The 20,451-nt window shown below is 64.5% G+C and carries 22 protein-coding genes; 7 read left to right on the top strand and 15 right to left on the bottom strand.

Annotation, left to right across the window (positions count from 1 at the left end; all coding sequences use genetic code 11):
- Positions 1-17: 17 nt before the first annotated feature.
- Complete coding sequence (locus tag ACTJKT_RS16020; RefSeq protein WP_440787746.1) at positions 18-989, top strand: Ca2+-dependent phosphoinositide-specific phospholipase C; 972 nt, start codon at positions 18-20, stop codon at positions 987-989.
- A 4-nt stretch (positions 990-993) separates the two neighbouring features.
- Here the strand turns inward: ACTJKT_RS16020 and ACTJKT_RS16015 are convergent, their stop codons facing one another.
- The gene (locus tag ACTJKT_RS16015; RefSeq protein ID WP_440787745.1) at positions 994-1,920 is read right to left on the bottom strand and encodes an ABC transporter six-transmembrane domain-containing protein; all 927 of its coding nucleotides are present in this window, start codon (positions 1,918-1,920) and stop codon (positions 994-996) included.
- 114 nt (positions 1,921-2,034) lie between these two features.
- Between ACTJKT_RS16015 and ACTJKT_RS16010 the strand changes: the two genes are divergently transcribed.
- On the top strand, positions 2,035-2,610 hold the full coding sequence (locus ACTJKT_RS16010) for a TetR/AcrR family transcriptional regulator (RefSeq protein ID WP_440787744.1): 576 nt from the start codon (positions 2,035-2,037) through the stop codon (positions 2,608-2,610).
- A gap of 107 nt (positions 2,611-2,717) precedes the next feature.
- Positions 2,718-3,932, top strand: coding sequence for an aldose 1-epimerase family protein (locus ACTJKT_RS16005; RefSeq protein ID WP_440787743.1), 1,215 nt, complete (start codon positions 2,718-2,720; stop codon positions 3,930-3,932).
- Between the two features lie 6 nt (positions 3,933-3,938).
- Here ACTJKT_RS16005 and ACTJKT_RS16000 read toward each other — a convergent pair whose 3' ends face one another.
- The 9 genes from ACTJKT_RS16000 to ACTJKT_RS15960 form a co-directional block, all read right to left on the bottom strand.
- On the bottom strand, positions 3,939-5,432 hold the full coding sequence (locus tag ACTJKT_RS16000; RefSeq protein ID WP_440787742.1) for a YifB family Mg chelatase-like AAA ATPase: 1,494 nt from the start codon (positions 5,430-5,432) through the stop codon (positions 3,939-3,941).
- A gap of 108 nt (positions 5,433-5,540) precedes the next feature.
- Positions 5,541-6,290, bottom strand: coding sequence for a phosphocholine cytidylyltransferase family protein (locus ACTJKT_RS15995; protein WP_440787741.1), 750 nt, complete (start codon positions 6,288-6,290; stop codon positions 5,541-5,543).
- Positions 6,291-6,296: 6 nt separating this feature from the next.
- The gene (locus ACTJKT_RS15990; RefSeq protein ID WP_440787740.1) at positions 6,297-6,929 is read right to left on the bottom strand and encodes a gamma-glutamyl-gamma-aminobutyrate hydrolase family protein; all 633 of its coding nucleotides are present in this window, start codon (positions 6,927-6,929) and stop codon (positions 6,297-6,299) included.
- Positions 6,926-9,328 carry a PEP/pyruvate-binding domain-containing protein gene (locus tag ACTJKT_RS15985; RefSeq protein WP_440787739.1) on the bottom strand — a complete coding sequence of 801 codons (2,403 nt, stop codon included), beginning with the start codon at positions 9,326-9,328 and terminating at the stop codon, positions 6,926-6,928. The genes ACTJKT_RS15990 and ACTJKT_RS15985 overlap by 4 nt, the downstream gene beginning before the upstream one ends.
- Positions 9,325-10,053 carry a formyltransferase family protein gene (locus tag ACTJKT_RS15980; protein WP_440787738.1) on the bottom strand — a complete coding sequence of 243 codons (729 nt, stop codon included), beginning with the start codon at positions 10,051-10,053 and terminating at the stop codon, positions 9,325-9,327. Before ACTJKT_RS15980 ends, ACTJKT_RS15985 begins: the two co-directional genes overlap by 4 nt.
- The gene (locus tag ACTJKT_RS15975; protein WP_440787737.1) at positions 10,050-10,622 is read right to left on the bottom strand and encodes a hypothetical protein; all 573 of its coding nucleotides are present in this window, start codon (positions 10,620-10,622) and stop codon (positions 10,050-10,052) included. The genes ACTJKT_RS15980 and ACTJKT_RS15975 overlap by 4 nt, the downstream gene beginning before the upstream one ends.
- Positions 10,616-11,143 carry an adenylyl-sulfate kinase gene (locus ACTJKT_RS15970; RefSeq protein ID WP_101336256.1) on the bottom strand — a complete coding sequence of 176 codons (528 nt, stop codon included), beginning with the start codon at positions 11,141-11,143 and terminating at the stop codon, positions 10,616-10,618. The genes ACTJKT_RS15975 and ACTJKT_RS15970 overlap by 7 nt, the downstream gene beginning before the upstream one ends.
- A gap of 4 nt (positions 11,144-11,147) precedes the next feature.
- Positions 11,148-12,209 carry a CDP-glycerol glycerophosphotransferase family protein gene (locus ACTJKT_RS15965; protein ID WP_440787736.1) on the bottom strand — a complete coding sequence of 354 codons (1,062 nt, stop codon included), beginning with the start codon at positions 12,207-12,209 and terminating at the stop codon, positions 11,148-11,150.
- 225 nt (positions 12,210-12,434) lie between these two features.
- Entirely contained in the window at positions 12,435-12,695 is a 261-nt protein-coding gene (locus tag ACTJKT_RS15960) for an accessory factor UbiK family protein (protein ID WP_440787735.1), read from the bottom strand.
- A 417-nt stretch (positions 12,696-13,112) separates the two neighbouring features.
- On the opposite strand from ACTJKT_RS15960, the gene glnK reads away from it, so the two are divergent.
- The 4 genes from glnK (at position 13,113) to sutA (ending at position 15,887) form a co-directional block, all read left to right on the top strand.
- Positions 13,113-13,451, top strand: a complete 339-nt coding sequence (glnK, locus tag ACTJKT_RS15955) for a P-II family nitrogen regulator (RefSeq protein WP_002555808.1) — start codon at positions 13,113-13,115, stop codon at positions 13,449-13,451.
- A gap of 35 nt (positions 13,452-13,486) precedes the next feature.
- A complete protein-coding gene (locus ACTJKT_RS15950; protein WP_097306507.1) occupies positions 13,487-14,824 on the top strand; it encodes an ammonium transporter in 1,338 nt (445 codons plus the stop codon).
- Positions 14,825-15,035: 211 nt separating this feature from the next.
- Positions 15,036-15,461 (top strand): secondary thiamine-phosphate synthase enzyme YjbQ, encoded by a 426-nt coding sequence (locus ACTJKT_RS15945; RefSeq protein WP_016703180.1) that lies wholly within the window; start codon positions 15,036-15,038, stop codon positions 15,459-15,461.
- Between the two features lie 102 nt (positions 15,462-15,563).
- Positions 15,564-15,887, top strand: a complete 324-nt coding sequence (sutA, locus tag ACTJKT_RS15940; protein WP_007926654.1) for a transcriptional regulator SutA — start codon at positions 15,564-15,566, stop codon at positions 15,885-15,887.
- A gap of 137 nt (positions 15,888-16,024) precedes the next feature.
- On the opposite strand, the gene ACTJKT_RS15935 is transcribed toward sutA, so the two are convergent.
- From ACTJKT_RS15935 to lysA, 5 genes are read right to left on the bottom strand one after another with little or no spacing between them, the layout of a single operon-like run.
- Positions 16,025-16,729 (bottom strand): HAD family hydrolase, encoded by a 705-nt coding sequence (locus tag ACTJKT_RS15935; protein ID WP_106698886.1) that lies wholly within the window; start codon positions 16,727-16,729, stop codon positions 16,025-16,027.
- Positions 16,729-17,625: a tyrosine recombinase XerC gene (xerC, locus tag ACTJKT_RS15930; RefSeq protein WP_016703181.1), complete on the bottom strand. Its 897-nt coding sequence runs from the start codon at positions 17,623-17,625 to the stop codon at positions 16,729-16,731. Before xerC ends, ACTJKT_RS15935 begins: the two co-directional genes overlap by 1 nt.
- Before the next feature lie 2 nt (positions 17,626-17,627).
- Complete coding sequence (locus tag ACTJKT_RS15925) at positions 17,628-18,353, bottom strand: DUF484 family protein (RefSeq protein WP_440787734.1); 726 nt, start codon at positions 18,351-18,353, stop codon at positions 17,628-17,630.
- 13 nt (positions 18,354-18,366) lie between these two features.
- A complete protein-coding gene (dapF, locus tag ACTJKT_RS15920) occupies positions 18,367-19,197 on the bottom strand; it encodes a diaminopimelate epimerase (RefSeq protein WP_440787733.1) in 831 nt (276 codons plus the stop codon).
- Between the two features lie 4 nt (positions 19,198-19,201).
- On the bottom strand, positions 19,202-20,449 hold the full coding sequence (gene lysA, locus ACTJKT_RS15915; protein ID WP_440787732.1) for a diaminopimelate decarboxylase: 1,248 nt from the start codon (positions 20,447-20,449) through the stop codon (positions 19,202-19,204).
- Positions 20,450-20,451: the final 2 nt, after the last annotated feature.

Genomic DNA, 20,451 nt, shown 5'->3' with positions numbered 1-20,451 from the left:
TCCCGGCAGGAGCTGACATGTCCCGTCTCACTCGTTTTGCCCTCCGTACAGCCGTGCTGCCCCTGGCGCTGGCCAGCCAGATGGCGTCCAGCCAGGAGGCCGCGGGATTCATTTCCCCGGCGTCCTGGTACAGCGCCTTCAATGCTATCGCCCAGGTGGCGTGCCATAACTGCTACGAAAAACAGTACGCCAGCACCTTCACCAGTGTGCTCGACAGCGTGCGCACCCTGGAGCTGGACTTCTGGGACCAGCGCGATGCGGTCACCGGTGGTTCGGCCGGTCACTGGTTCGTGCGGCACAACCCCGGCACCCTGTTCCAGTCCGGCAATGACAACAACTGCACCGGCGACGGCAAAGGCACCAATGATCTCGAGGCCTGCCTCAACGACATCAAACTCTGGAGCGACAGCCATCCCGGGCACTTCCCGATTACCCTGATCCTCGACAAGAAGCAGGGCTGGTCGAAGGAAAGCTCCGGGCGTACGCCGAAAGACTTCGATGATCTGGTCAGCCGGATTTTCCAGGGCAAGCTCTACACCCCGAGCGACCTGGCCCAGCACCTGGGTGTCAGCAGCAGTGCCTTGCAGGGCTCGCTCAAGGGCAAGTCCTGGCCGACCGCCAGCCAACTGCAGGGCAAGGTGCTGCTGGTGCTCAACCACTCGGAGAACCAGAAGCTCTCGCAATACGCCGAAGCCCGAACCACCAGCGCCAAGGTGTTCATTTCACCGGTCACCAACGGCCAGAACGATGTCAGTGGCGAGGTCAGCGGCATGTCCAGGGCGTCGTCCGGTTACGTGGCCATGAACAACATGGGCAAGGGCGACAAACAGTGGGCCGCGCAAGCCTTTGCCTACAGCCATATCGGTCGGGTGTGGGGTGATGACGGCGTGCCATTCACCCAACACATCGCCGAGAAGGTCAATCTGTCGGCGTATTACAAGTTCGCCGAGGCCAAGGATGGCAACGGCTATCGCATCCGGCCGTTCTAATGTTTCAGCGGGGCTCGGCCGGTTCGGCGAGCCCCGGGTCCACCCGCTTGCCAATGTCCCGCAGGCGCGCCAGTTGATCGACCATGGTCGGCGCTTCATCCAGGCTGCTGACGAAGGTCCACAGGTAGGTCATCACCGCGTACACATGCCCGGCCTTGACCCCTTCGGTCAGGGCCAGTTGGCTGATGGCGATCACGAACAGCAGCGCGGCCGCCGAGCCGAGCAGCAGATAGGCCGCCGCCTCGCGGTCCGACAGCCAGATCCGCAGCCGCGACAGTAGCCGGTAGTGCCGTTGCAGGGACGTGGCGCCGACCTTGGCCACCAGGCCGATTTCCTTTTCCAGCCGGTCGTTCAGGCGCTCATGCAGCTCCTGATTGCGCCGGGCAAAACGCGGCAGCAGGGTCACGCACAGCAGCAAGGCCACCAGACAGGCCAGGCCGACCCAGGGTTCGATCACCAGCAGCATCACCGCCGCGCCGACAATCGACACCAGGGCGGTGGCAATGGTCGGTACGTGCTTCTCGAAGAAGTCGACGAACTCCCGGGCCAGCACCACCCGCGCCGCGGCGGTGGAGGTGCTCTGGTTCTGCAGGCGCTGGTTGAGGATCACCGGCACCGCCAGGTCGGCGTAGATCCGCGTGAAGGTGCGGGTATCCACCGCCCGCCGCGCGGCCCCGACCACCCAGAACGCCAGCACCACCAGGGCATAGAACAATGCGCTGCCGGCGTCGCCACGAATGATCGAGTCCACGGCAAACCCGGCAAACAATGGGTAGGCCAGCAGCAACGCGTTCTCCAGCGCCACCAGCGACAGGGTGCAGAACAGCTTGCCGGGGTAGGCGCGGGCGATGGCCTTCAGGGTCTGGCTGGCGGATTGCTGGCCGATTTTTTTGCTTTCATCGATCAGGACTTGCGGGGTAACGGCTGACATGAGTGCACCGGGTGGAAGATAAAGGCTATTATTGAGCGACTGCTCAATAGTATTTGAGCGATCGCTCAAAACGCAAGCGCCGTTGATCCACTGGCGCCCAGAGGTAATGCCCGCATGTCCCGTACCGACCGCAAAGACCAGATCATCACCGCCGCCCTGGAGCTGTTTCTCAGCAAGGGCTTCGCCGCTGTTTCCACCCGTGACCTGGCGGACTATGCCGGCCTGTCCCGCAGCCACATCTATCACTACTTCAGCGACTGGAATGAATTGCGTCGCGAAGCTTTCGTGCGTTTTGCCAACGAGCAACTGGACGCCGTAGGCGCGCCTCTGGTTGGCTTGCCGCCGCTTGCGGCCCTGCATGGATTCCTGCGCGATTGCCTGCCGGTTTCTGCCGAAGACAGCTGGGCGCTGTGGCTCGATGCCTGGGATGAAGCCATGCACGACACCGCGCTGGCCGAGGCCTACCAGAAGGTGGATGAGCAGTGGCAGGCCATGCTCGCCAGCATCATCGAAGCCGGCGTGCAGGCCCAGGTGTTCCAGTGCGCATCCCCCGCGCGCGCAGCCCGGCAGATCTTCGCCCAGATCATGGGTTATGCCGACGGCCTGCTGCTGCGACCCTCGGCCGAGGCCGCCGCAGCGGCGATGGATGAGGTGATGGAAGTGGTCGAGTTGTTATTGAAGATTCGCTGAGCCCTGGAGAGGTGTTCGGGTGTGCCGGCCGGTTGCGGAAATTAGGTTGCTGAAGCGATTCATCAGCGCTATAAAAATCCCACAACTCCAATAAAGGCACACCCCCCATGACACCGCTCAGACTGCTGGTCGCTCTTTCCGCGTTCACCGCTGCTTCCCACGCCATGGCCTGGGACTATGTCCTGCTCGATACCGACAAGGCCGCCCAGGACTTCCATATCACCAGCGCGCAGCTGGGGGTGAAAACCGCCAAGCCCTTTTCCGTGACCCTGCGCACCCTGCATGGCGGGCGGCAGGAGGGGGTGAGCATTGTCGATATCGACAATGGTGCGATGCAGCTCTCGGTGGTGCCGACCCGTGGCATGAACGTGCTGCAGGCCTCGGTCGGCACGGTGCGCATGGGTTGGGACTCGCCGGTCAAGGAGGTGGTCAACCCGGCGTTCATCGAACTCAACGGTCGTGGCGGCCTGGGTTGGCTGGAAGGTTTCAACGAACTGGTGACCCGCTGCGGCTACGAGTGGGTCGGGCATCCGGGCATGGATAACGGCGAGCTGCTGACCCTGCACGGTCGCGCAGCGAACATCCCGGCGAACAAGGTCACCCTGCATATTGACGAGAAGCCGCCGTACGCCATCAGCCTGCGGGGCGAGCTCAAGGAGCAGGCGTTCAAGAAGGTCGATTTCTCGGTGGCCACCGAGCTGGTGACCGAGCCGGGCAGCGTCAGTTTTGCCCTCAACGACACCCTGACCAACAACGGCGACTATCCGAAGGAATACCAGGCGCTGTATCACAGCAACTTCAGCACACCGTTCCTCGAAGAGGGCGCGCAGTTCGCCGCACCGGTGAAGCAGGTTTCGCCCTTCAATGACAAGGCCAAGGCCGACCTAGCGGATTGGCAGACCTACCGCGGCCCGACCCGGGACTACGACGAGACCGTCTACAACCTGGTGCCTTACGCCGATGCCCAGGGCGACACCCTGACGGTGCTGCACAACAAGGCCGGCAGCCTCGGCGTGGCGGTGGGCTTCAATACCCGGCAGTTGCCGGTGTTCTCCCTGTGGAAAAACACCGACACCCGGGGCCAGGGCTATGTGACCGGCCTGGAGCCGGGCACCAGTTTCTCCTACAACCGTCGCTACCAGCGCCCGCTGGGCCTGGTGCCGACCATAGAGGCCAGGCAGAGCAAGCAATTCCAGATCCGCTACAGCCTGCTGGCCGACAAGGCGGCTGTGGATAAGTCCCTGGCCGAGATCAGCCAGATCCAGAACGGCCGGCAGACCGAAGTACGGCCGACGCCGCTGGTGGACCTGAGCAAGGAGTGATCCTCCTCAGCTCGCGGCCGGCCGGTATTGCAGCGCTTCGGCCAGGTGCTCGCGACTGATCTGCTCGACCTGCTCGAGGTCCGCCAGGGTACGGGCGACCTTGAGCAGGCGGTGGGCGGCGCGCAGGGACAGGGTCAGGCGCTCGCAGGCGGTTTCCAGCCAGCGCTCGTCGGTTGTGGATAACTGGCAATGCCGGCGCAGGCCCGGCAGGTCGAGAAAGGCATTGGCGCAGCCCTGGCGCCGTTGTTGCTGCTCCCGGGCGCGGGCCACCAGGGCCGCGGCTTGCGCGGTGTTATCCCCAGCCTGGGGCTTGGGGTTGAGGGCTGTGCTTTCCCGGGCCACGGTCAGGTGCAGGTCGATGCGGTCGAGCAGCGGCCCGGAGAGCTTGTTGCGATAACGCTGGATCTGCTCCGGGGTGCAGCGGCAACGGCCACTGGGCTCGCCAAGATATCCACAGGGGCAAGGGTTCATTGCCGCCACCAGCTGGAAGCGTGCGGGAAAATGCACCCGGTCACGAGCCCGGGAAATGACGATTTGCCCCGACTCCAGCGGCTCGCGCAGCACCTCCAGTACCTTGCGATCGAACTCCGGCAGCTCATCAAGGAACAGCACACCGTGATGGGCGAGGGTGATTTCCCCGGGTTGCGGTTTCGAGCCTCCGCCCACCAGTGCTGGCCCCGAGGCCGAGTGGTGAGGCTGGCGAAACGGCCGCTGCGGCCAATGGCTCAGGGGAATGTGGCTGGTGACCGACTGGATGGCGGCCACTTCCAGGGCTTCCTGTTCCTCCAATGGTGGCAACAGGCCGGGCAGGCGGCTGGCCAGCAAGGTCTTGCCAGTGCCCGGCGGGCCGCTGAACAGCAGGTTGTGCGCACCGGCCGCGGCCACCAGCAGCGCCCGTTTGGCAGCCAGTTGGCCCTGCACTTCATTCAGGTCGGGGTAGGACCGGTTCTGGTAGAGCAGGCCGTCCGAGGCATAGGGCTCGATCGGCGTGTGGCCGTTGAAGTGGGCGACGGCTTCCAGCAAATGCTCGACGGCAATCACCTTCAGTCCCGAGGCCAGGCAGGCTTCCTCGGCATTGGCGCGCGGCACCATCAGCATGCGTCCGGCCTGGCGCGCGGCCAGGGCCGCCGGCAGCACGCCGCGCACCGGGCGAACCGCGCCGGAAAGCGCCAGCTCGCCCAGGCACTCGACATTCTCCAGGGCCAGGGTCGGCACCTGCACGCTGGCGGCGAGAATGCCTAGGGCGATTGCCAGGTCGAAGCGCCCGCCGTCCTTGGGCAGGTCGGCCGGGGCGAGGTTGAGGGTGATGCGCCGGGCTGGAAAATCGAAGCCGGCATTGAGAATGGCGCTGCGCACCCGGTCCTTGCTTTCCTTGACCGCCGCTTCGGGCAGGCCCACCAGGGTCAAAGCCGGCAGGCCGTTGGCCAGATGGACTTCGACCGACACGGCCGGTGCTTGCACGCCGGTCTGGGCACGGCTGTGGACAATGGCCAGAGACATGACTCGTTCCTTGAGGCTGGGAAACCGCGTCCTGCGGTGGTGCAAGCCTAGCCCCGGCCGAGGCTACGCCGCACCAGCAAATAGACTCAGGATGTTGCGGCGGGCGGCTCAGCCGCGCCAGTCGTGGGACCAGCCCGGTTGGGCGATGCGCTGTTCGTACAGGGCGATGTCCGACTGATTGTCGACTTCCACCCAGCCGCCGCGAATGGCCACGGTGGCGATGGTGGTGCCGGCCTGGAGCAGGGCCCGCAGCAGGCTGGTCATGTCCAGTTTGTCGATCTGCTGGTCGCTCATGCCGGACAGCAGTGCCTGGACCTGGCTCCATCCTGCAGGGGTGAATTTCAGCAGGCCCATGTACTGGCCCTCGATTTCCTCGCGGCTGGCGACCCTTTCACCGATACCCAGCAGCTGGCCGGCCTGTTGGCGGAAGCTTTCGGCGTCGCTGAGGGGATCATCGGAGCGCGCCGACCACAGGTCCCACCAGTCGAGGTCGTAGGTGATGCTCAGGGGGGGCTGGGAGGCCATCAGGTCACGGACGATGTCCGGGCGGTAGACGATATCGCCGTAGCACACCAGGGTCGGTTCGCTGGACAGCAGGGCATCGGCGCACATCAGGCTGCGCACCATGTTGCTGCTGGCCCAATGCGGGTTGTACAGCCGGCTCTGGCCATAGCCTTCAAGGGTTTCGCTGCAATAACCGCTGACCAGATGCACCTCCTCGACCCCGGCGCTTTCCAGGGCTTGCAGCTGCCATTCGAGCAGCGGCTTGCCGGCCAGGCGGGCCAGGGGCTTGGGTTGCGCGGCGGTCAGGTCTTTCAGGCGGGAGCCGCGGCCGGCGGCGAGAATTACGGCTTTCATGTCAGGTCACTCAAAGAGCCATTGGCACAGTTGTCGATCGGCTTCGTCCAGCGCTGCTTCGCGCTCAGGATGCCACATGATGCCGGCCACCTTGAGGCTGGCATGCACCAGGGCCTCGCAGGTCCCGGCAGCGTCCAGGGCCCAGGGGCGCAGGGCGGCGGGCAGCGGGTCGAGCAACTGTTTGCCGTGGAAGGAATTGACCGAGCGCGAAGCGGCCTGGCCCTGTAGCCAGGGCAGCTCGTCGGCGGCCAGCAAGGTGATGAGGTGGCGTTGTGCGACGTGCACGTCGCGGTCGGCATCGGCCAACCGGCCGCCGAAAAAGCTGTGGATCAGTTGCAGCCCGCGGCAGACCCCCAGCACCGGCAACCGCTCGGCCACGCAGTGGGCCAGCAGCGCCTGTTCGCTGCGGTCGCGCAACGGGTCGCCGCCGAGGTCGTCGCCACCGCTGAAGATCACGCCTTGCACGCCCTGGGCACGGGCATAAGCCACGGTGTCCTCGCCCAGGTTGGGCAGCAGCAGCCATTGATTGCCGCAGCCGAGCTCGGCGAAAAAGCGGTACCAGTCCCTGGCCAGGCCATCGCGCGGTTCGTGGTAGGCCTGCGGGTTGCAGGTTCTCAGGGTGATACCGAGGCGTTTCATGGCTGCACCGGGTTCAGGGTCTTGTCGCGACAATTGAGGGCGATGCGCGGGCTGCGCAGGATCCGGTTGAACAGCTGTTCGCCGCAGCCGATGGCCGCCGGAATGCCGAACTCGGCGCAGCGGATGGCCATGTGCGAGTTGGCCCCGCCGTATTGGGTGACCAGCCCGGCGATGCCGCGGGTGAAGACCCAGTCGTAGCCGGGGTCGGCATTTTCGATGCAGAGGATCTTGCCCTTGAGCGGCGCCGAGGCCGGGGTGTCCTGGCGCAATTCCATACCGATGGCTTCGACGTTCTGCCGGGTGATGAAGTTGGGCAGGCTGCGATGCAGCGGCGCGACGAACACATCGTCGACCGCGCTGATCAGGTGCCCGAGCTTCAGCGAGATGCCCTGTTCATAGCTGCGCCGCGCCTGGCTGGCCGCCTCCAGCAGGACCCGGTCGGTGTCGTCCATCAGCGGTGCGGTGAGGCTGTCGAGCAGCGGGTGGATATCGAGAAAGGACAGGTCTTCCCTGGCCAGGCCGACGTCGGCGCCCCAGTTCACCAGCAGTTGCAGGGCATCGGACAGGTCTCGGGTGAACACCAGCTTGGCGTATTCCCGGGCCTGGATGGCCTGGCTGGCGTAGCCCAGCAAATGTTCGGTCGACAGCGGCCAGCCCTGTTCATCGATCAGCCGTTGCAGGGCCTGGCGTTCTTCGGGCTGCAGCTGGAATGCCGCCTGCGGGCTCTCGCCATGACCCAGCTCGACGGTCGCGGCAGCGAACAGGTCGTGGCGTTCGTCATAACGCAATGAGGTGATGTCGTAGGTGCCAGGGCGCAGATGGCCGAACTTGGCGACGAAGGCCGGCAGGGTCCGGGCGTCGGCGCAGACCTGGGCGTATTCGCGGGTCAGTTCGGTGGTGACGGTGTGGATCGACTGTTTCCAGGCCAGCAGGCGCTCGTTGCTCAGGGCGCCGCGGCGGCAGGCCGAGCGCAGCAGGGCTTCGGCGATGAATGCGTGCCGGGCGAGCATGGCGAACGGCAGCGTGCCTTGCTCGCGGCAGTCCAGCAGCAGGCGGTGGATGCTGTCGAGGTCGGCCGGCAGGGTATCGAGACGGCGGCTTTGCTGCTGGCGCTCGTGAGCGCGCACCTGATCCAGCAAGGGCAGCAGGGCGCCGGTGCCGTCACCACTCAGCGCCCGCAGTGTCAGTTGGTCGAGGGCCGAGCGATAGGCCCGTTGTTCGGCGGCGCTGAGGCTGTCGCCATAACGCTCGGCGAAGTCGGCGTCGAAGGTGAAGTCCAGGCAGGTCTGGACGACTTCGAACTCGACCTTGTCGTGCCATTGCGGGTGGGTCAGCAGGCGCTGCAGCCAGGCGTTGACCAGCCTAGTGCACAACCCCGGCTCCAGTCCCGCCGGCAGGAATGAGTTGAAGCTGCAGCGCACATCGATATACGGGTGATGGCCGAGCATCACCATCAGGGCCTGGTGCCGCGGGTGGTGATAGCCCATCAGGGCGCGGGCTTCGCGCCAGGTCGAATCCGTCACCAGGCGCCGATACAGCGAGGCTGCCAGCGGGCGTGGGGTGGTGCCGATGATTTCCGCCGGATTCCAGTCGGGCATCACCCCCAGCAGGGTGCTGTCGCCATACAGGCCGGCCTGGGGCGCCAGGCGTTTGGCCAGGAAGCGCTGGATGTGCTCGAGCTGGCGCGCCACCCGCCGTTCGGTGACCGGGTGCCAGGTGTTGCACAGGGTGATGCGCCGTACCTGCAACACATACACCTGCTGGTGGCGGTCGACGGCGAATTCGATGTCCAGCGGCACGTTGCCACAGAGCAGTTCCAGCTCCCGGCAGGCATCGATCACCGCCTGCAGGCGTGGCGAGCGCAGCTGGGCGCTCTCGGTGTCGCGGTAGACCAGCACGGTTTTCTGGATGCCCTGGCCGCCGGTGATGGTATCGGTCAGGCCGCTCTCATCGTCGTAGTTCACCACGTAATAAGGGGCGCCATGCTCCAGGTCGTGGGTCATCACCACGCCGCTCATCTGGATCGAGGTCAGCATCGGCTGGATCAGGACCTGGTTGTCCTCGCAGCAGTGCTCGGCAAAGGACGCGATCACCTGTTCGATGGCGACGCTCAAGGCCCGAGGGTCGGTGACGCTGACATTCAGGCAACTGGTGAACTGGCCGGCCATCGAACTGTTGAAGCCGTCTTCGTTCTGCGCGCTGCTGCGCACGATCACGAAAAAGCCGCCATGTTCCAGCCGGGCAATGTTCTGCAGCACGTCATCGGGATCATCCCGCCATTGCCGGGCGGTGAAGAAGTACAGCGGCAGGATCTGCGAGCGGGTGACCCGCGGCTGCAGGCGCTCCAGGGTTTCGGACTTGGTCCCGAAACGAACGATGTTTTCGGCAGCCCGATTCATGGCGTGTCCTCGTGCTTGTCCACCGCCAGCAGGGCCAGGTGTTTGAGCAGCGGGTGAATGATGAAGTAGGGCGGCTTTTCGGTCTCGGCCGGCAGGGGCCGCAGGGCTTGTGCGCCTTCGCGTCGCCAGTGGCTGAGGACTTCCACCAGCAGGTCGGCGCGGATCGCATTGTCATACAGATAGTCGACGTCCATGCCTGGCGGGGGCAGGGGATAGGCCTTGCGCGCCAGCACCGGGCCGGTGTCGATCTGCTCATCGAGCAGCAGGGCGCTGGCGGCGCATTCGCGCTGTTCGATGATCTGGTAGTAGAGGGTGGTGCTGCCGCGATAGTCCGGCAGCCAGCCGGAGTGGATATGCAGCACCGGGTAGCGACTCAGCAGGGCCGCCGGCACCAGTTGCCCGCCGTAGCCGGAGTAGACCACCAGGTCCGGCGCCTGGCGGGCGATAAGCGCGAGCAGTTGCGGGTCGTCGAGAGTTTGGGCCGGGCACACCTCGTGGGGCCAGTCCAGGGCGGCCAGGCAGGTGTCGAGGTCCTGGCTCAGGTCCGGGCAGAACAGCCCGGCGAGTGGCTGTACCTGCAACTCGCGAGTGGTTTGCAACGCGCCGCCGCCCTGGCCGTAGACAATCACCGCTTCAGGTTCGATACCGGCGGCCGCCAAGCCTTGCAGGTAGGCGACCGAGCGCGCGGTGCGGGCGCAGAGGATCAGCAGGCGCGCGCGACTCATAGGCCGGCCTCCCGGGCGACGGTGGCCAACACCTGTTGTTCCTGGGTCAACAGCCAGGCCAGGTAGGCACCCTGGTCCGGGTCGAGGCGGCCCTGCTGCGACACCAGGGTATCCGTCAACTTGAGCAGGCCACTGAGGTAATAGGCCGCACCGCTCGCCTGCCAGCCGTGCAGCATGCACTCGGCCAGCAACAGGTAAGGCGGTACGGACCCATAGCCGCCATGGGGCAGCGGACGGTGCGGAGCCTCGGCTTCGTAGCCGGCATACAGGCGTTTGTTCACTTCGAATTTCTTCAGCAGGCGCGGCAGCCAGTAGGCCGCCAGCGGGCCGGAGACGCCAGCGCCCGCGCGCATTTCCAGGCACAGATGGCCCAGCAGCGCCGTGCTGTCCTCGGCGTGCGCCGGGCCTTGTGGATGCAGCGTGGGCAAGGCCGGCGCCGGCAGGTGGGCGCATGCGGCCAGGCGCGAGGCGCGCCAGGCGTCGACGAAAGCTTCGCCCTGGAAGCTGCTGTAGCGGTAGGTCTGCGGGTTTTCCAGCAGATCCCCGTCGCTGTAGGCGTAGTTCAGCATGATGGTGGATACCCACAGAGCTGGCGAATGCGTTCCACATAGCCCGGGATGTCGTCTGGCTCGTGACGGTTGTGCAGCACCAGGTCCGGGCGTTGCGGCGGTGGATACTCGATGTCCACGCCCACCACGTTGCTCTGTTCGCCCCGCAGGGCGGACTGATACAGCCCCTTGTTGTCACGGCTGATCAGGGTGCTCAGCGGCACATCGACGAACACTTCCCGGTAGCTGGAGAAACGCTGGCGGTTGTCGTCGCTGATGTCCTGGAACATCGACAGGATGCAGCAGACCACATCGATGCCCTGGCTATCGAGCCAGCCGCACAGGGCCTGGATCCGTTCGGCGTTGACCCGGCGTCCGGCGACGCTGTAGGCGTCCGCCCGCTGGTCATGGCGAAACAGCGCGCGAATCTCGTCGCCGTCGACGAACACAGTCTGCGGCCGCTGCGCTTTCAGGCTGGCATACAGGGCCCGGCCAATCGTGGTTTTGCCCGCTCCTGACATGCCGACCAGCCAGATCACCATGGCTTCACCCCTGCTTGAGTATGTTTTCGATGTTGCCCAGCGCCAGTACCGCCAGCTCCGCCGAGAAACCATAGCTGGGGGCGAAGTAATGGCGACGCAGGCGCTGACGGACTGCGGCCTGCTGCTGCCAGAGGCTCTCGTCCCCCAGCAGGTCGGCCAGTTGCCAGCGCGCCTCGGGGTCGAGGTTGACGATGTCGTTGCGCAGCAGCACATCGGGCGATTCCTCGCCGGTCAGCGCATCCTGCTCGGCGTCCGGCACGTTCAACAGCAGCAGATTCTTGTCCAGGTACAGGGCGCCGAATGCGGTTCCGCCGTAGTCCGAAACCACATAGTCGGCGCAACGGAACAGGGTGAGGTTGTCGTAGACGCGGGTAATCACCGCGGTGAACGGGTATTGCTCGAGCAGTTTCAGCGCCTCGGGATCGGCATTGGCCGACAGCGGGTGGGTCTTGACGATGACGTTGTAGCGATCGCACAACCCGGCCATGGCGTCGGCGAAGCGGCTGATCGACGACAGTTCCAGCCAGGTCGGCAGCCACAGCACGGTCTTTTTCGTCGGATCCAGGCCCAGGTCCGCCGGATGCTGGCCTTGCAGCGAGGTTTCGCGGAAGTAGGCGTCGTAGCGCGGGTAACCCATCTGGAAAGTCACGGCATCGCAGCACTCGCGCAAGCGCTCGGCCTGCCAGGGGCCGAAGCACAGAATCAGGTCGTAGTGCCGGTTCCAGCTGGAAAAGTTGTGTTTGTACTTGCCCAGGGCGTACATGAAGCGCACCTGCCGATGGCCCAGCGCCTTGATCATCGGCTGGGAGCCGTGGTCGTACATGCTGTGGTTGGAGACCACCACGTCATAGCGGTGGTTGGCCTTGATCACATCCAGGCTGCCGTGGCAGCTGTAACCCAGGCCACCGATCAGTTCGCGGCTTTGCGCGCGCTCTTCATGGGTGCCATGCAGGACCACATCGAAAGCGTCGGCCCCGAGCAGGCTCCAGACCGCCTGATAGTGATTGAACATCTCGGCGGTATGGACGAAGAAGGCCAAGCGGCTGAAGGGTTTTGGCGCGGTCATAGGGCTACCTGGTGCAATAAGTCGAGGCAAGCGTTCGCGTTGCTTGGCGGTGTTGCGGGGCATGGCTCGCCCAGGGGGGCCAGGATCGCAAACGCTGGACATGTTATCGGCGGAGCAGGGGGGAAATGAACGGGCGGGGCGGAAAATCTTTGCTGGCAGGGCTCGGCTCGACCGATGGCAGGCGTTGCCCGGTCGAGCCTGTGCGCAGGAGCGCGGTCGAGGCGGTTACTGCTCCCTCGGATTGAGCTTGGCTTCCAGCTCGGCCACCTTCGCCTCCAGGCTTTCCAGGCGGGCGCGGGTGCGGGCCAGGACGACCATCTGGCTGTCGAATTCTTCCCGGCTGACCAGGTCCAGCTTGCTGAAGCCGCTTTGCAGCAGGGCCTTGAACTGGCTTTCGATTTCGGCGCGGGGCAGTGGGGTGTCGCCGCTGAACAGACGGGCGGCATGGCCGCTCAGGGCATCGAGGAGGTCTTTGGGCGCGAGCATGGGGAGTGTCCTGAAAACAATGGCGGGCAGTGTATCACGCACTGTCTATAGTCAATCGGGCAGGCGGGGATGCACGCTTTTCGCGCATCGCGCCGGGCAGTGGCGCACCGTTGTTGTGCGTATCCGTGGCGATGATGGCGAAGTGGTTTCCGTGGCGGCGGCCAAGGGACTGAAATCAGTGGGTTTTCACGAGATGGCAAGGTTTCTGCTTAGTCGCTGATGACCCATGCACTGATGCAGTCGCTGTGACGAATGCAGTGCGGCAGGCGGAGCGGGGAAGTGTTTCGTCAGCAGCGGTTAGCTGGCGTCGGTCTGGTCGAGGAAGGCCGACGATGCGTTACAAAGCCAGGCACTGCGCTTAGACTTGAGTCGGGTTTGTTTTCCTGGGGCAAGTCCACCAATTCGGGAGAAAGTTTCATGAAGCTAGTCACTGCCATCATCAAGCCGTTCAAGTTGGACGACGTGCGCGAGTCGCTGTCCGAGATCGGCGTGCAGGGCATTACCGTTACTGAGGTCAAAGGCTTCGGCCGGCAGAAGGGGCACACCGAGCTGTATCGCGGCGCGGAGTACGTAGTCGACTTCCTGCCCAAGGTGAAGATCGACGTCGCCATCGACGACAAGGATCTTGACCGGGTCATCGAGGCGATAACCAAGGCCGCCAACACCGGCAAGATCGGTGACGGCAAGATCTTCGTGGTCAATCTGGAACAGGCTATTCGCATCCGTACCGGCGAAACCGATACCGACGCCATCTAAGCCGCCCCAAACCCAACGCCCCAGGAGAAAACAATATGACTCTGCGTAAAATCGCAGGGCTAGGAGCCCTTTTGTCCCTCGTAATGCCTGGCCTGGCCATGGCGGCAGACGAAGTGGCAGCCCCAGTCCTCAATTCCGGCGACACCGCCTGGATGCTGACCTCGACGGCCCTGGTGCTGTTCATGACCATTCCCGGCCTGGCGCTGTTCTACGGCGGCATGGTGCGCTCGAAAAACATTCTTTCCGTGATGATGCAGTGCTTCGCCATTACCGGTCTGATCAGCATCCTGTGGGTCATTTATGGCTACAGCATCGCGTTCGACACCACCGGCATGGAGCAGGGCGTCGTCAACTTCAATTCCTTCGTCGGCGGCATGGGCAAGGCCTTCCTGGCCGGCGTCACCCCGGCGAGCGTGACCGGCCCGGCGGCGCTGTTCCCCGAAGCGGTGTTCATCACCTTCCAGATGACCTTCGCCATCATCACCCCGGCGCTGATCGTCGGTGCCTTCGCCGAGCGGATGAAGTTCTCCGCCATGCTGATCTTCATGGCCATCTGGTTCACCCTGGTCTATGCGCCGATCGCGCACATGGTCTGGTCCGGCAACGGCGGCCTGATGTGGGACTGGGGCGTACTGGACTTCGCCGGCGGCACCGTGGTGCATATCAACGCCGGTATCGCAGGTCTCGTGGCCTGCCTGGTGCTGGGCAAGCGTAAAGGCTTCCCGACCACCCCGATGGCGCCGCACAACCTGGGTTACACCCTGATGGGCGCGGCCATGCTGTGGATCGGCTGGTTCGGCTTCAACGCCGGTTCCGCCGCCGCCGCCAACGGCACCGCCGGCATGGCGATGCTGGTGACCCAGATCGCCACCGCCGCCGCGGCGCTGGGCTGGATGTTCGCCGAGTGGCTGACCCACGGTAAGCCAAGCGCCCTGGGCATCGCCTCGGGTGTGGTTGCCGGCCTGGTGGCGATCACGCCTGCCGCTGGCACCGTAGGCCCGATGGGCGCCCTGGTGATCGGCCTGGCAGCGGGCGTGGTGTGCTTCTTCTGCGCGACCACCCTGAAACGCAAACTGGGCTACGACGACTCCCTGGACGCCTTCGGCGTGCACGGTATCGGCGGTATCCTCGGCGCGATCCTCACCGGCGTATTCGCCGCGCCATCCCTGGGCGGCTTCGGCACCGTGACCGACATCGCCGCACAAGTGTGGATCCAGTGCAAAGGCGTGGGCTTCACGGTGATCTACACCGCGATCGTGACCTTCATCATCCTCAAGGTGCTGGATGTGGTCATCGGGCTGCGTGTCACCGAGGAAGAAGAGTCGGTCGGCCTCGACCTGGCGCAACATAACGAGCGTGGTTACAACCTGTAATCGCGCCAGAAAAAAGTGCCCGGCTTGCCGGGCATTTTTTTGCCTGCGTTTTGTCATTGCGAGACAGCTGAAAGGTTTTTCCCAGAGCTTGTCAGCCAGTTTGACGAGTGCTTTTTTTTCGGGTCAATGACTTACAGCATTGGAGGAATATTCGACACTTTGTTTTTTCCCAGAGCGCGCTAGAATGCGCGCCGAATGTGCGGAGAACTGTATGTGGCAACAGACTCTGATTACCCTGCGGGCAAGGCCCCGGGGCTTTCATCTGGTAACGGACGAGTTACTCGCCGGCCTGCCTGAACTGAAGGCATGTCGGGTCGGTCTGTTGCATTTGTGGCTGCAGCATACCTCGGCCTCGTTGACCATCAACGAGAATGCCGACCCTGCGGTTCGTCGTGATTTCGAGCGTTTTTTCAACACCCTGGTGCCTCAAGGCATGGCCGGGTATGAACATGACGACGAAGGGCCCGATGATCTGCCGGCGCACTTCAAGGCCAGTTTGCTAGGCTGTCAATTGAGCTTGCCGGTATCGGCGGGTCGCTTGGCGTTAGGCAGCTGGCAAGGCGTTTATCTGGGCGAGCATCGCGATCATGGCGGTGCCCGCAAAGTCCTTGCCACCTTGCACGGTGATAAGGCATAAGCCGCTGGTTATCAGTGGATGTTGATTTTTTTCCAGCGGCCTTCGACAGTCGGCTCAGCTGGGCTATAACTAATCTGCTTTTCGCAAGTCATGAGGTAGAACATGAGCGACGATGATCTGGAAAACGACGACCTCGAAGTAGGCGACGAAGACGAAACCGAAGAAGGTCTTGAAGCGGCCGCCGACGATGTGGCGGAAGACGATGGCAGTGATGTTCCTGCCCCGACCGCCAAAGGCAAGGCCAAGGCTGCCGTCTCGGTAGACGAGTTGCCGAGTGTCGAAGCCAAGAACAAAGAGCGTGATGCACTGGCGCGCGCCATGGAGGAGTTCCTGGCCCGTGGCGGTAAAGTGCAGGAAGTCGAGGCCAATGTGGTTGCCGATCCGCCCAAGAAGCCTGATAACAAGTACGGTAGCCGGCCTATCTAAGCGCCCGCCACTTGCTTGCTGAAAAAGCCCGCCGTCGCTGCGGGCTTTTTCATGGGCGCTTGTCGGCGGTCGGAAGGGGATGACACCGCGTTGCGGTGATCGCGAGCAAGCTCGCTCCTGCATGCCGCGACATCCGCTCAGGCGCCGCTGTGCCAGCGCGCCAGCAGTTTCGGCAGCTCGGTCAGGCTGCGGATTTCCGCGTCCGGCAGCCGCTCGGCCTCCCAGACCTTGCCGGCCGGGTTGAACCAGATGGCCCGCAAGCCGGCCTGCTGCGCCCCGGCGATGTCGTCGCCCGGGTGGTCGCCGATGTGCACGGCGGTATCCGGCGTCGCCTCGCCCCGTTGCAGGGCCTCGTGAAACAGCCGTGAATCGGGCTTGGCGATGCCTATGTCTTCGGCGCACAGGGCGAACTTGAAGTAATCCGCCAGCCCCAGGCGGCGCACATCGGCGTTGCCGTTGGTGACCACGCCCAGCGCGAAGTGGTTGGCCAGCGCTTCCAGGGTCGGCTGCACTTCGGGAAAGATATCCAGCTGATGCCGGGCATGCAGGAACACTTCAAAGCCCTGGTCGGCCAGGGCATTGGCCTGGCCCTGGTCGTAGCCGGCTTCCTCCAGCGCATGAAACAGGACCCGGCGGCGCAGGGCGCTGATGCGGTACTTGAGCCCCGGTTCGTTGTTCAGCACCCGCTCCCGGATGGCCCAGAGATGCTCCACCGGTACGCCGCCCAGTTGCGGGGCGTGGTCGGTCAGCCACTGGCGCAGCACGGCTTCGGCGCTGACGATCACGGGCGCGGTATCCCACAGCGTGTCGTCGAGGTCGAAGGTGATCAGCTTGATCGTCATTACTCACCGCCTTTGTTGCGTTTGGCCCGTGGGTGGGCGCTGTCGTAGACCGCTGCCAGGTGCTGGAAGTCCAGGTGGGTATAGATCTGCGTGGTCTTGATATCCGAGTGCCCCAGCAGTTCCTGTACGGCGCGCAGGTCCTGGGAGGATTCCAGCATGTGGCTGGCGAAGGAGTGTCGCAGCATGTGCGGGTGCAGGTTCTGCCCCAGTTCGCGCTCGCCGGCGGCCTTGACCCGCAGCTGGATCGCCCGTGGGCCCAGGCGCCGGCCCTGCTGGCTGACGAATACCGCATCGTCCGGCGGATTGCTCAGCGCCCGCAGCGGCAGCCACAGCTGCAACGCCTCGCGGGCCTTCTTGCCGACCGGCAGGACCCGGGTCTTGCTGCCTTTGCCGTGGACTTGCACCAGGCCATCGGCCAGGTCCAGCTGTTCGAGGTCGAGGCTGGTCAGCTCCGACAGGCGCAGCCCGGAGGAATAGAACAGTTCGAGAATCGCCTGGTCGCGGTGCGCGAGGAAATCGTCCTCCACCGCGCCATCGAGCAGTTGCAGCGCACGATCGGTGTCCAGGGTCTTGGGCAGGCGGCGCTCGCCCTTGGGCGGCGCCAGGCCGTTGGCCGGGTCGTGATTGCACAGGCCTTCGCGGTTCAGATAGTGATACAGGCCGCGCACGGCGGAGAGCAGGCGCGCCAGGCTGCGGGAGGATTGGCCCTGCTGGTGCAGGCGCGCAATCATGCTGCGCAGGCCCTGGATGTCCAGGTCGGACCAGCTGGAAACCTGCTGCTTGGCGCAGAAAGCCAGCACTTTTTCCAGGTCGCGGCGATAGGCCTGCAGCGTATGGGGCGACACTTGGCGCTCACTGCGCAGGTGCTCGCAGTAGGCGTCCAATTGTCGTTCCATGGTCAGCGAACCGAGCGTAGCGAGTGAGTGAAGCGCGGCAGCACGCGGCCCATGACTTCGGCGATGTAGCTGAGGAACAGCGTCCCCACCGAGCTTTTGTAGTGCTGCGGGTCGCGGCTGGCGATGGCCAGCACGCCGTGAATGCCCTGATGGGCGATGGCGACCACGGCGCTCGAGCCGATCTGCTGGCGCTGTTCTTCGCCGAACAGGAAGTCCAGCTCATGCTCGCGCAGGCTACCGCTGACGCTCTTGCCTTCAGTCAGCAAGCCGCCGATGGCGGTCTGGGCCTCGGCGGCGGTGACCCAGCGGCCTACCGGCATGGCGCTGTCGCTGAACAGGATCAGGCTCACGAACGGCACCTGGAAGTCCTGGCGCAGGCTGTCTTCGACGCTCATCACCACGTCTTCCAGGCTGTTGGCATCCATCAGCGCGAGAATCAGGCGGCGGGTCTTCTCGAAGAGCCGGTCGTTGTCGCGGGCCACGTCCATCAACTGCGAAAGCCGGTGGCGCATCTCGATGTTGCGCTCGCGCAGGATCTTCATCTGCCGCTCCACCAGCGAGATGGTGTCACCGCGCTGATGGGGAATGCGCAACGCCGGGAGCAGTTCTTCATGCTCGACGAAGAAGTCCGGATGAGCCTCCAGATACGCGGCGATCGCCGCCGCCTCGAGGTTTTCGCAAGGAGATTCGTCGGGCTGTTCGGCTGGTACCTGAGGCTGATCAGTCATGGTTTTCGCTCATTCAAAGACGCACCTGTCCTTCGTATACGCGCACTGCCGGGCCGGTCATCTTCACCGGTTGGCCAGGGCCTGCCCATTCGATGGACAGGCGCCCGCCCGGCAGGTCGATCAATAGCGGCGAATCCATCCACCCCTGGCTGATCGCGGCCACTGCGGCGGCGCAGGCGCCGGTACCGCAGGCCTGGGTTTCCCCGGCGCCACGTTCCCAGACCCGCAACTGCGCGCGCTGACGGTCGATGACCTGGATGAAGCCGACATTGACCCGGGCCGGGAAGCGCGGGTGATGTTCGATCTTCGGCCCCAGCTCATGCACCGGCGCGTTGTTGATGTCGTTGACCCGCAGCACGGCATGGGGGTTGCCCATGGACACGGCAGCCATCTCGAGGGTCTGGCCAGCGACTTCGACCTGGTAACTCAAGGCCTGGGCCGGCGCCACGAACGGAATCTGCTCGGGCACCAGGCGCGGCGCGCCCATGTCGACGCTGATCTGACCGTCGTTGCGCACATCCAGTTCGATGATGCCGCTTTTGGTCTCGACGCGGATCTGGCGCTTGGTGGTCAGGCGCTTGTCCAGCACGAAACGGGCGAAGCAGCGCGCACCGTTACCGCATTGCTCCACTTCGGAGCCGTCGGCATTGAAGATCCGGTAGCGGAAGTCCACGTCCGGGTTGCTCGGCGCCTCGACGATCAGCAACTGGTCGAAACCGACACCGGTGTTGCGATCGCCCCATTGCTTGGCATGTTTGGGCAGGATGTGCGCGTGCTGGCTGACCAGGTCGAGGACCATGAAGTCATTACCCAGGCCGTGCATCTTGGTAAAACGCAGCAGCATGGTTCTACTCCGGCAGCAGGCTTTCGCCAGCAAACAACTCGGCTACCGTCTCGCGGCGACGCACTTCAACAGCCTGTTCACCATCGACCAGCACTTCAGCAGCGCGACCGCGGGTGTTGTAGTTGGAGCTCATGACGAAACCGTAGGCACCGGCCGAATGCACGGCCAGCAGGTCGCCTTCTTCCAGCGCAAGCTGACGTTCCTTGGCCAGGAAGTCGCCGGTTTCGCAGATCGGGCCGACGATGTCGTAGGTACGTGCCTGGCCATCGCGCGGACGTACGGCGCTGACGTCCATCCAGGCCTGGTAGAGGGCTGGGCGGATCAGGTCGTTCATCGCCGCGTCGACGATGGCGAAGTCCTTGTGTTCGGTGTGCTTGAGGTACTCGACCTGGGTCAGCAGTACCCCGGCGTTGGCGACGATGAAGCGGCCGGGTTCGAAGACCAGTTCCAGGTCGCGGCCGTCGAGGCGTTCGCGCACGGCCTTGACGTAGTCGGCGGCCAGCGGCGGCTCTTCATCGCGGTAACGCACGCCCAGGCCACCACCGAGGTCGATGTGGCGCAGGTAGATGCCGCACTCGCCCAGGCGGTGGACCAGGTCCAGCAGGCGGTCGAGGGCATCGATGAAGGGGGCCAGGGTGGTCAGTTGCGAGCCGATATGGCAGTCGACGCCGACCACTTCCAGGTTCGGCAGCTGTGCCGCGCGGATGTATACGTCTTCGGCATCGGCGATGGCGATACCGAACTTGTTTTCTTTCAGGCCGGTGGAAATGTACGGGTGGGTGCCCGCGTCGACATCCGGGTTGACCCGCAGCGAGACCGGCGCGCGAACATTCAGTTCGGCGGCGACCTGTTGCAGGCGCTCCAGCTCGTCGCTGGACTCGACGTTGAAGCAGTGCACGCCGACTTCCAGGGCGCGACGCATGTCGTCACGGGTCTTGCCGACACCGGAGAAGACGATCTTGTCGGCCGCGCCGCCAGCGGCCAGGACGCGTTCCAGCTCGCCGCGGGAGACGATGTCGAAACCGGCGCCCAGACGCGCCAGGACATTCAGTACACCCAGGTTGGAGTTGGCCTTTACCGCGAAGCAGACCAGGTGCGGCATGCCGGCGAGGGCATCGGCGTACGCGTGGTACTGCGCTTCGATATGCGCTCGGGAATAGACGTAGGTCGGCGTGCCAAAACGTTCGGCAATGGCGGACAACGCTACACCTTCCGCGAACAGCTGCCCGTCGCGGTAGTTAAAAGCGTCCATGG

The sequence above is a fragment of the Pseudomonas sp. 22526 genome (genome assembly GCF_052044735.1).
In the GTDB taxonomy this organism is placed as follows: Bacteria; Pseudomonadota; Gammaproteobacteria; order Pseudomonadales; family Pseudomonadaceae; genus Aquipseudomonas; species Aquipseudomonas piscium.
Note: the sequence above shows the minus strand (reverse complement) of the source record. Positions and strands in the feature narration are given on the sequence as shown.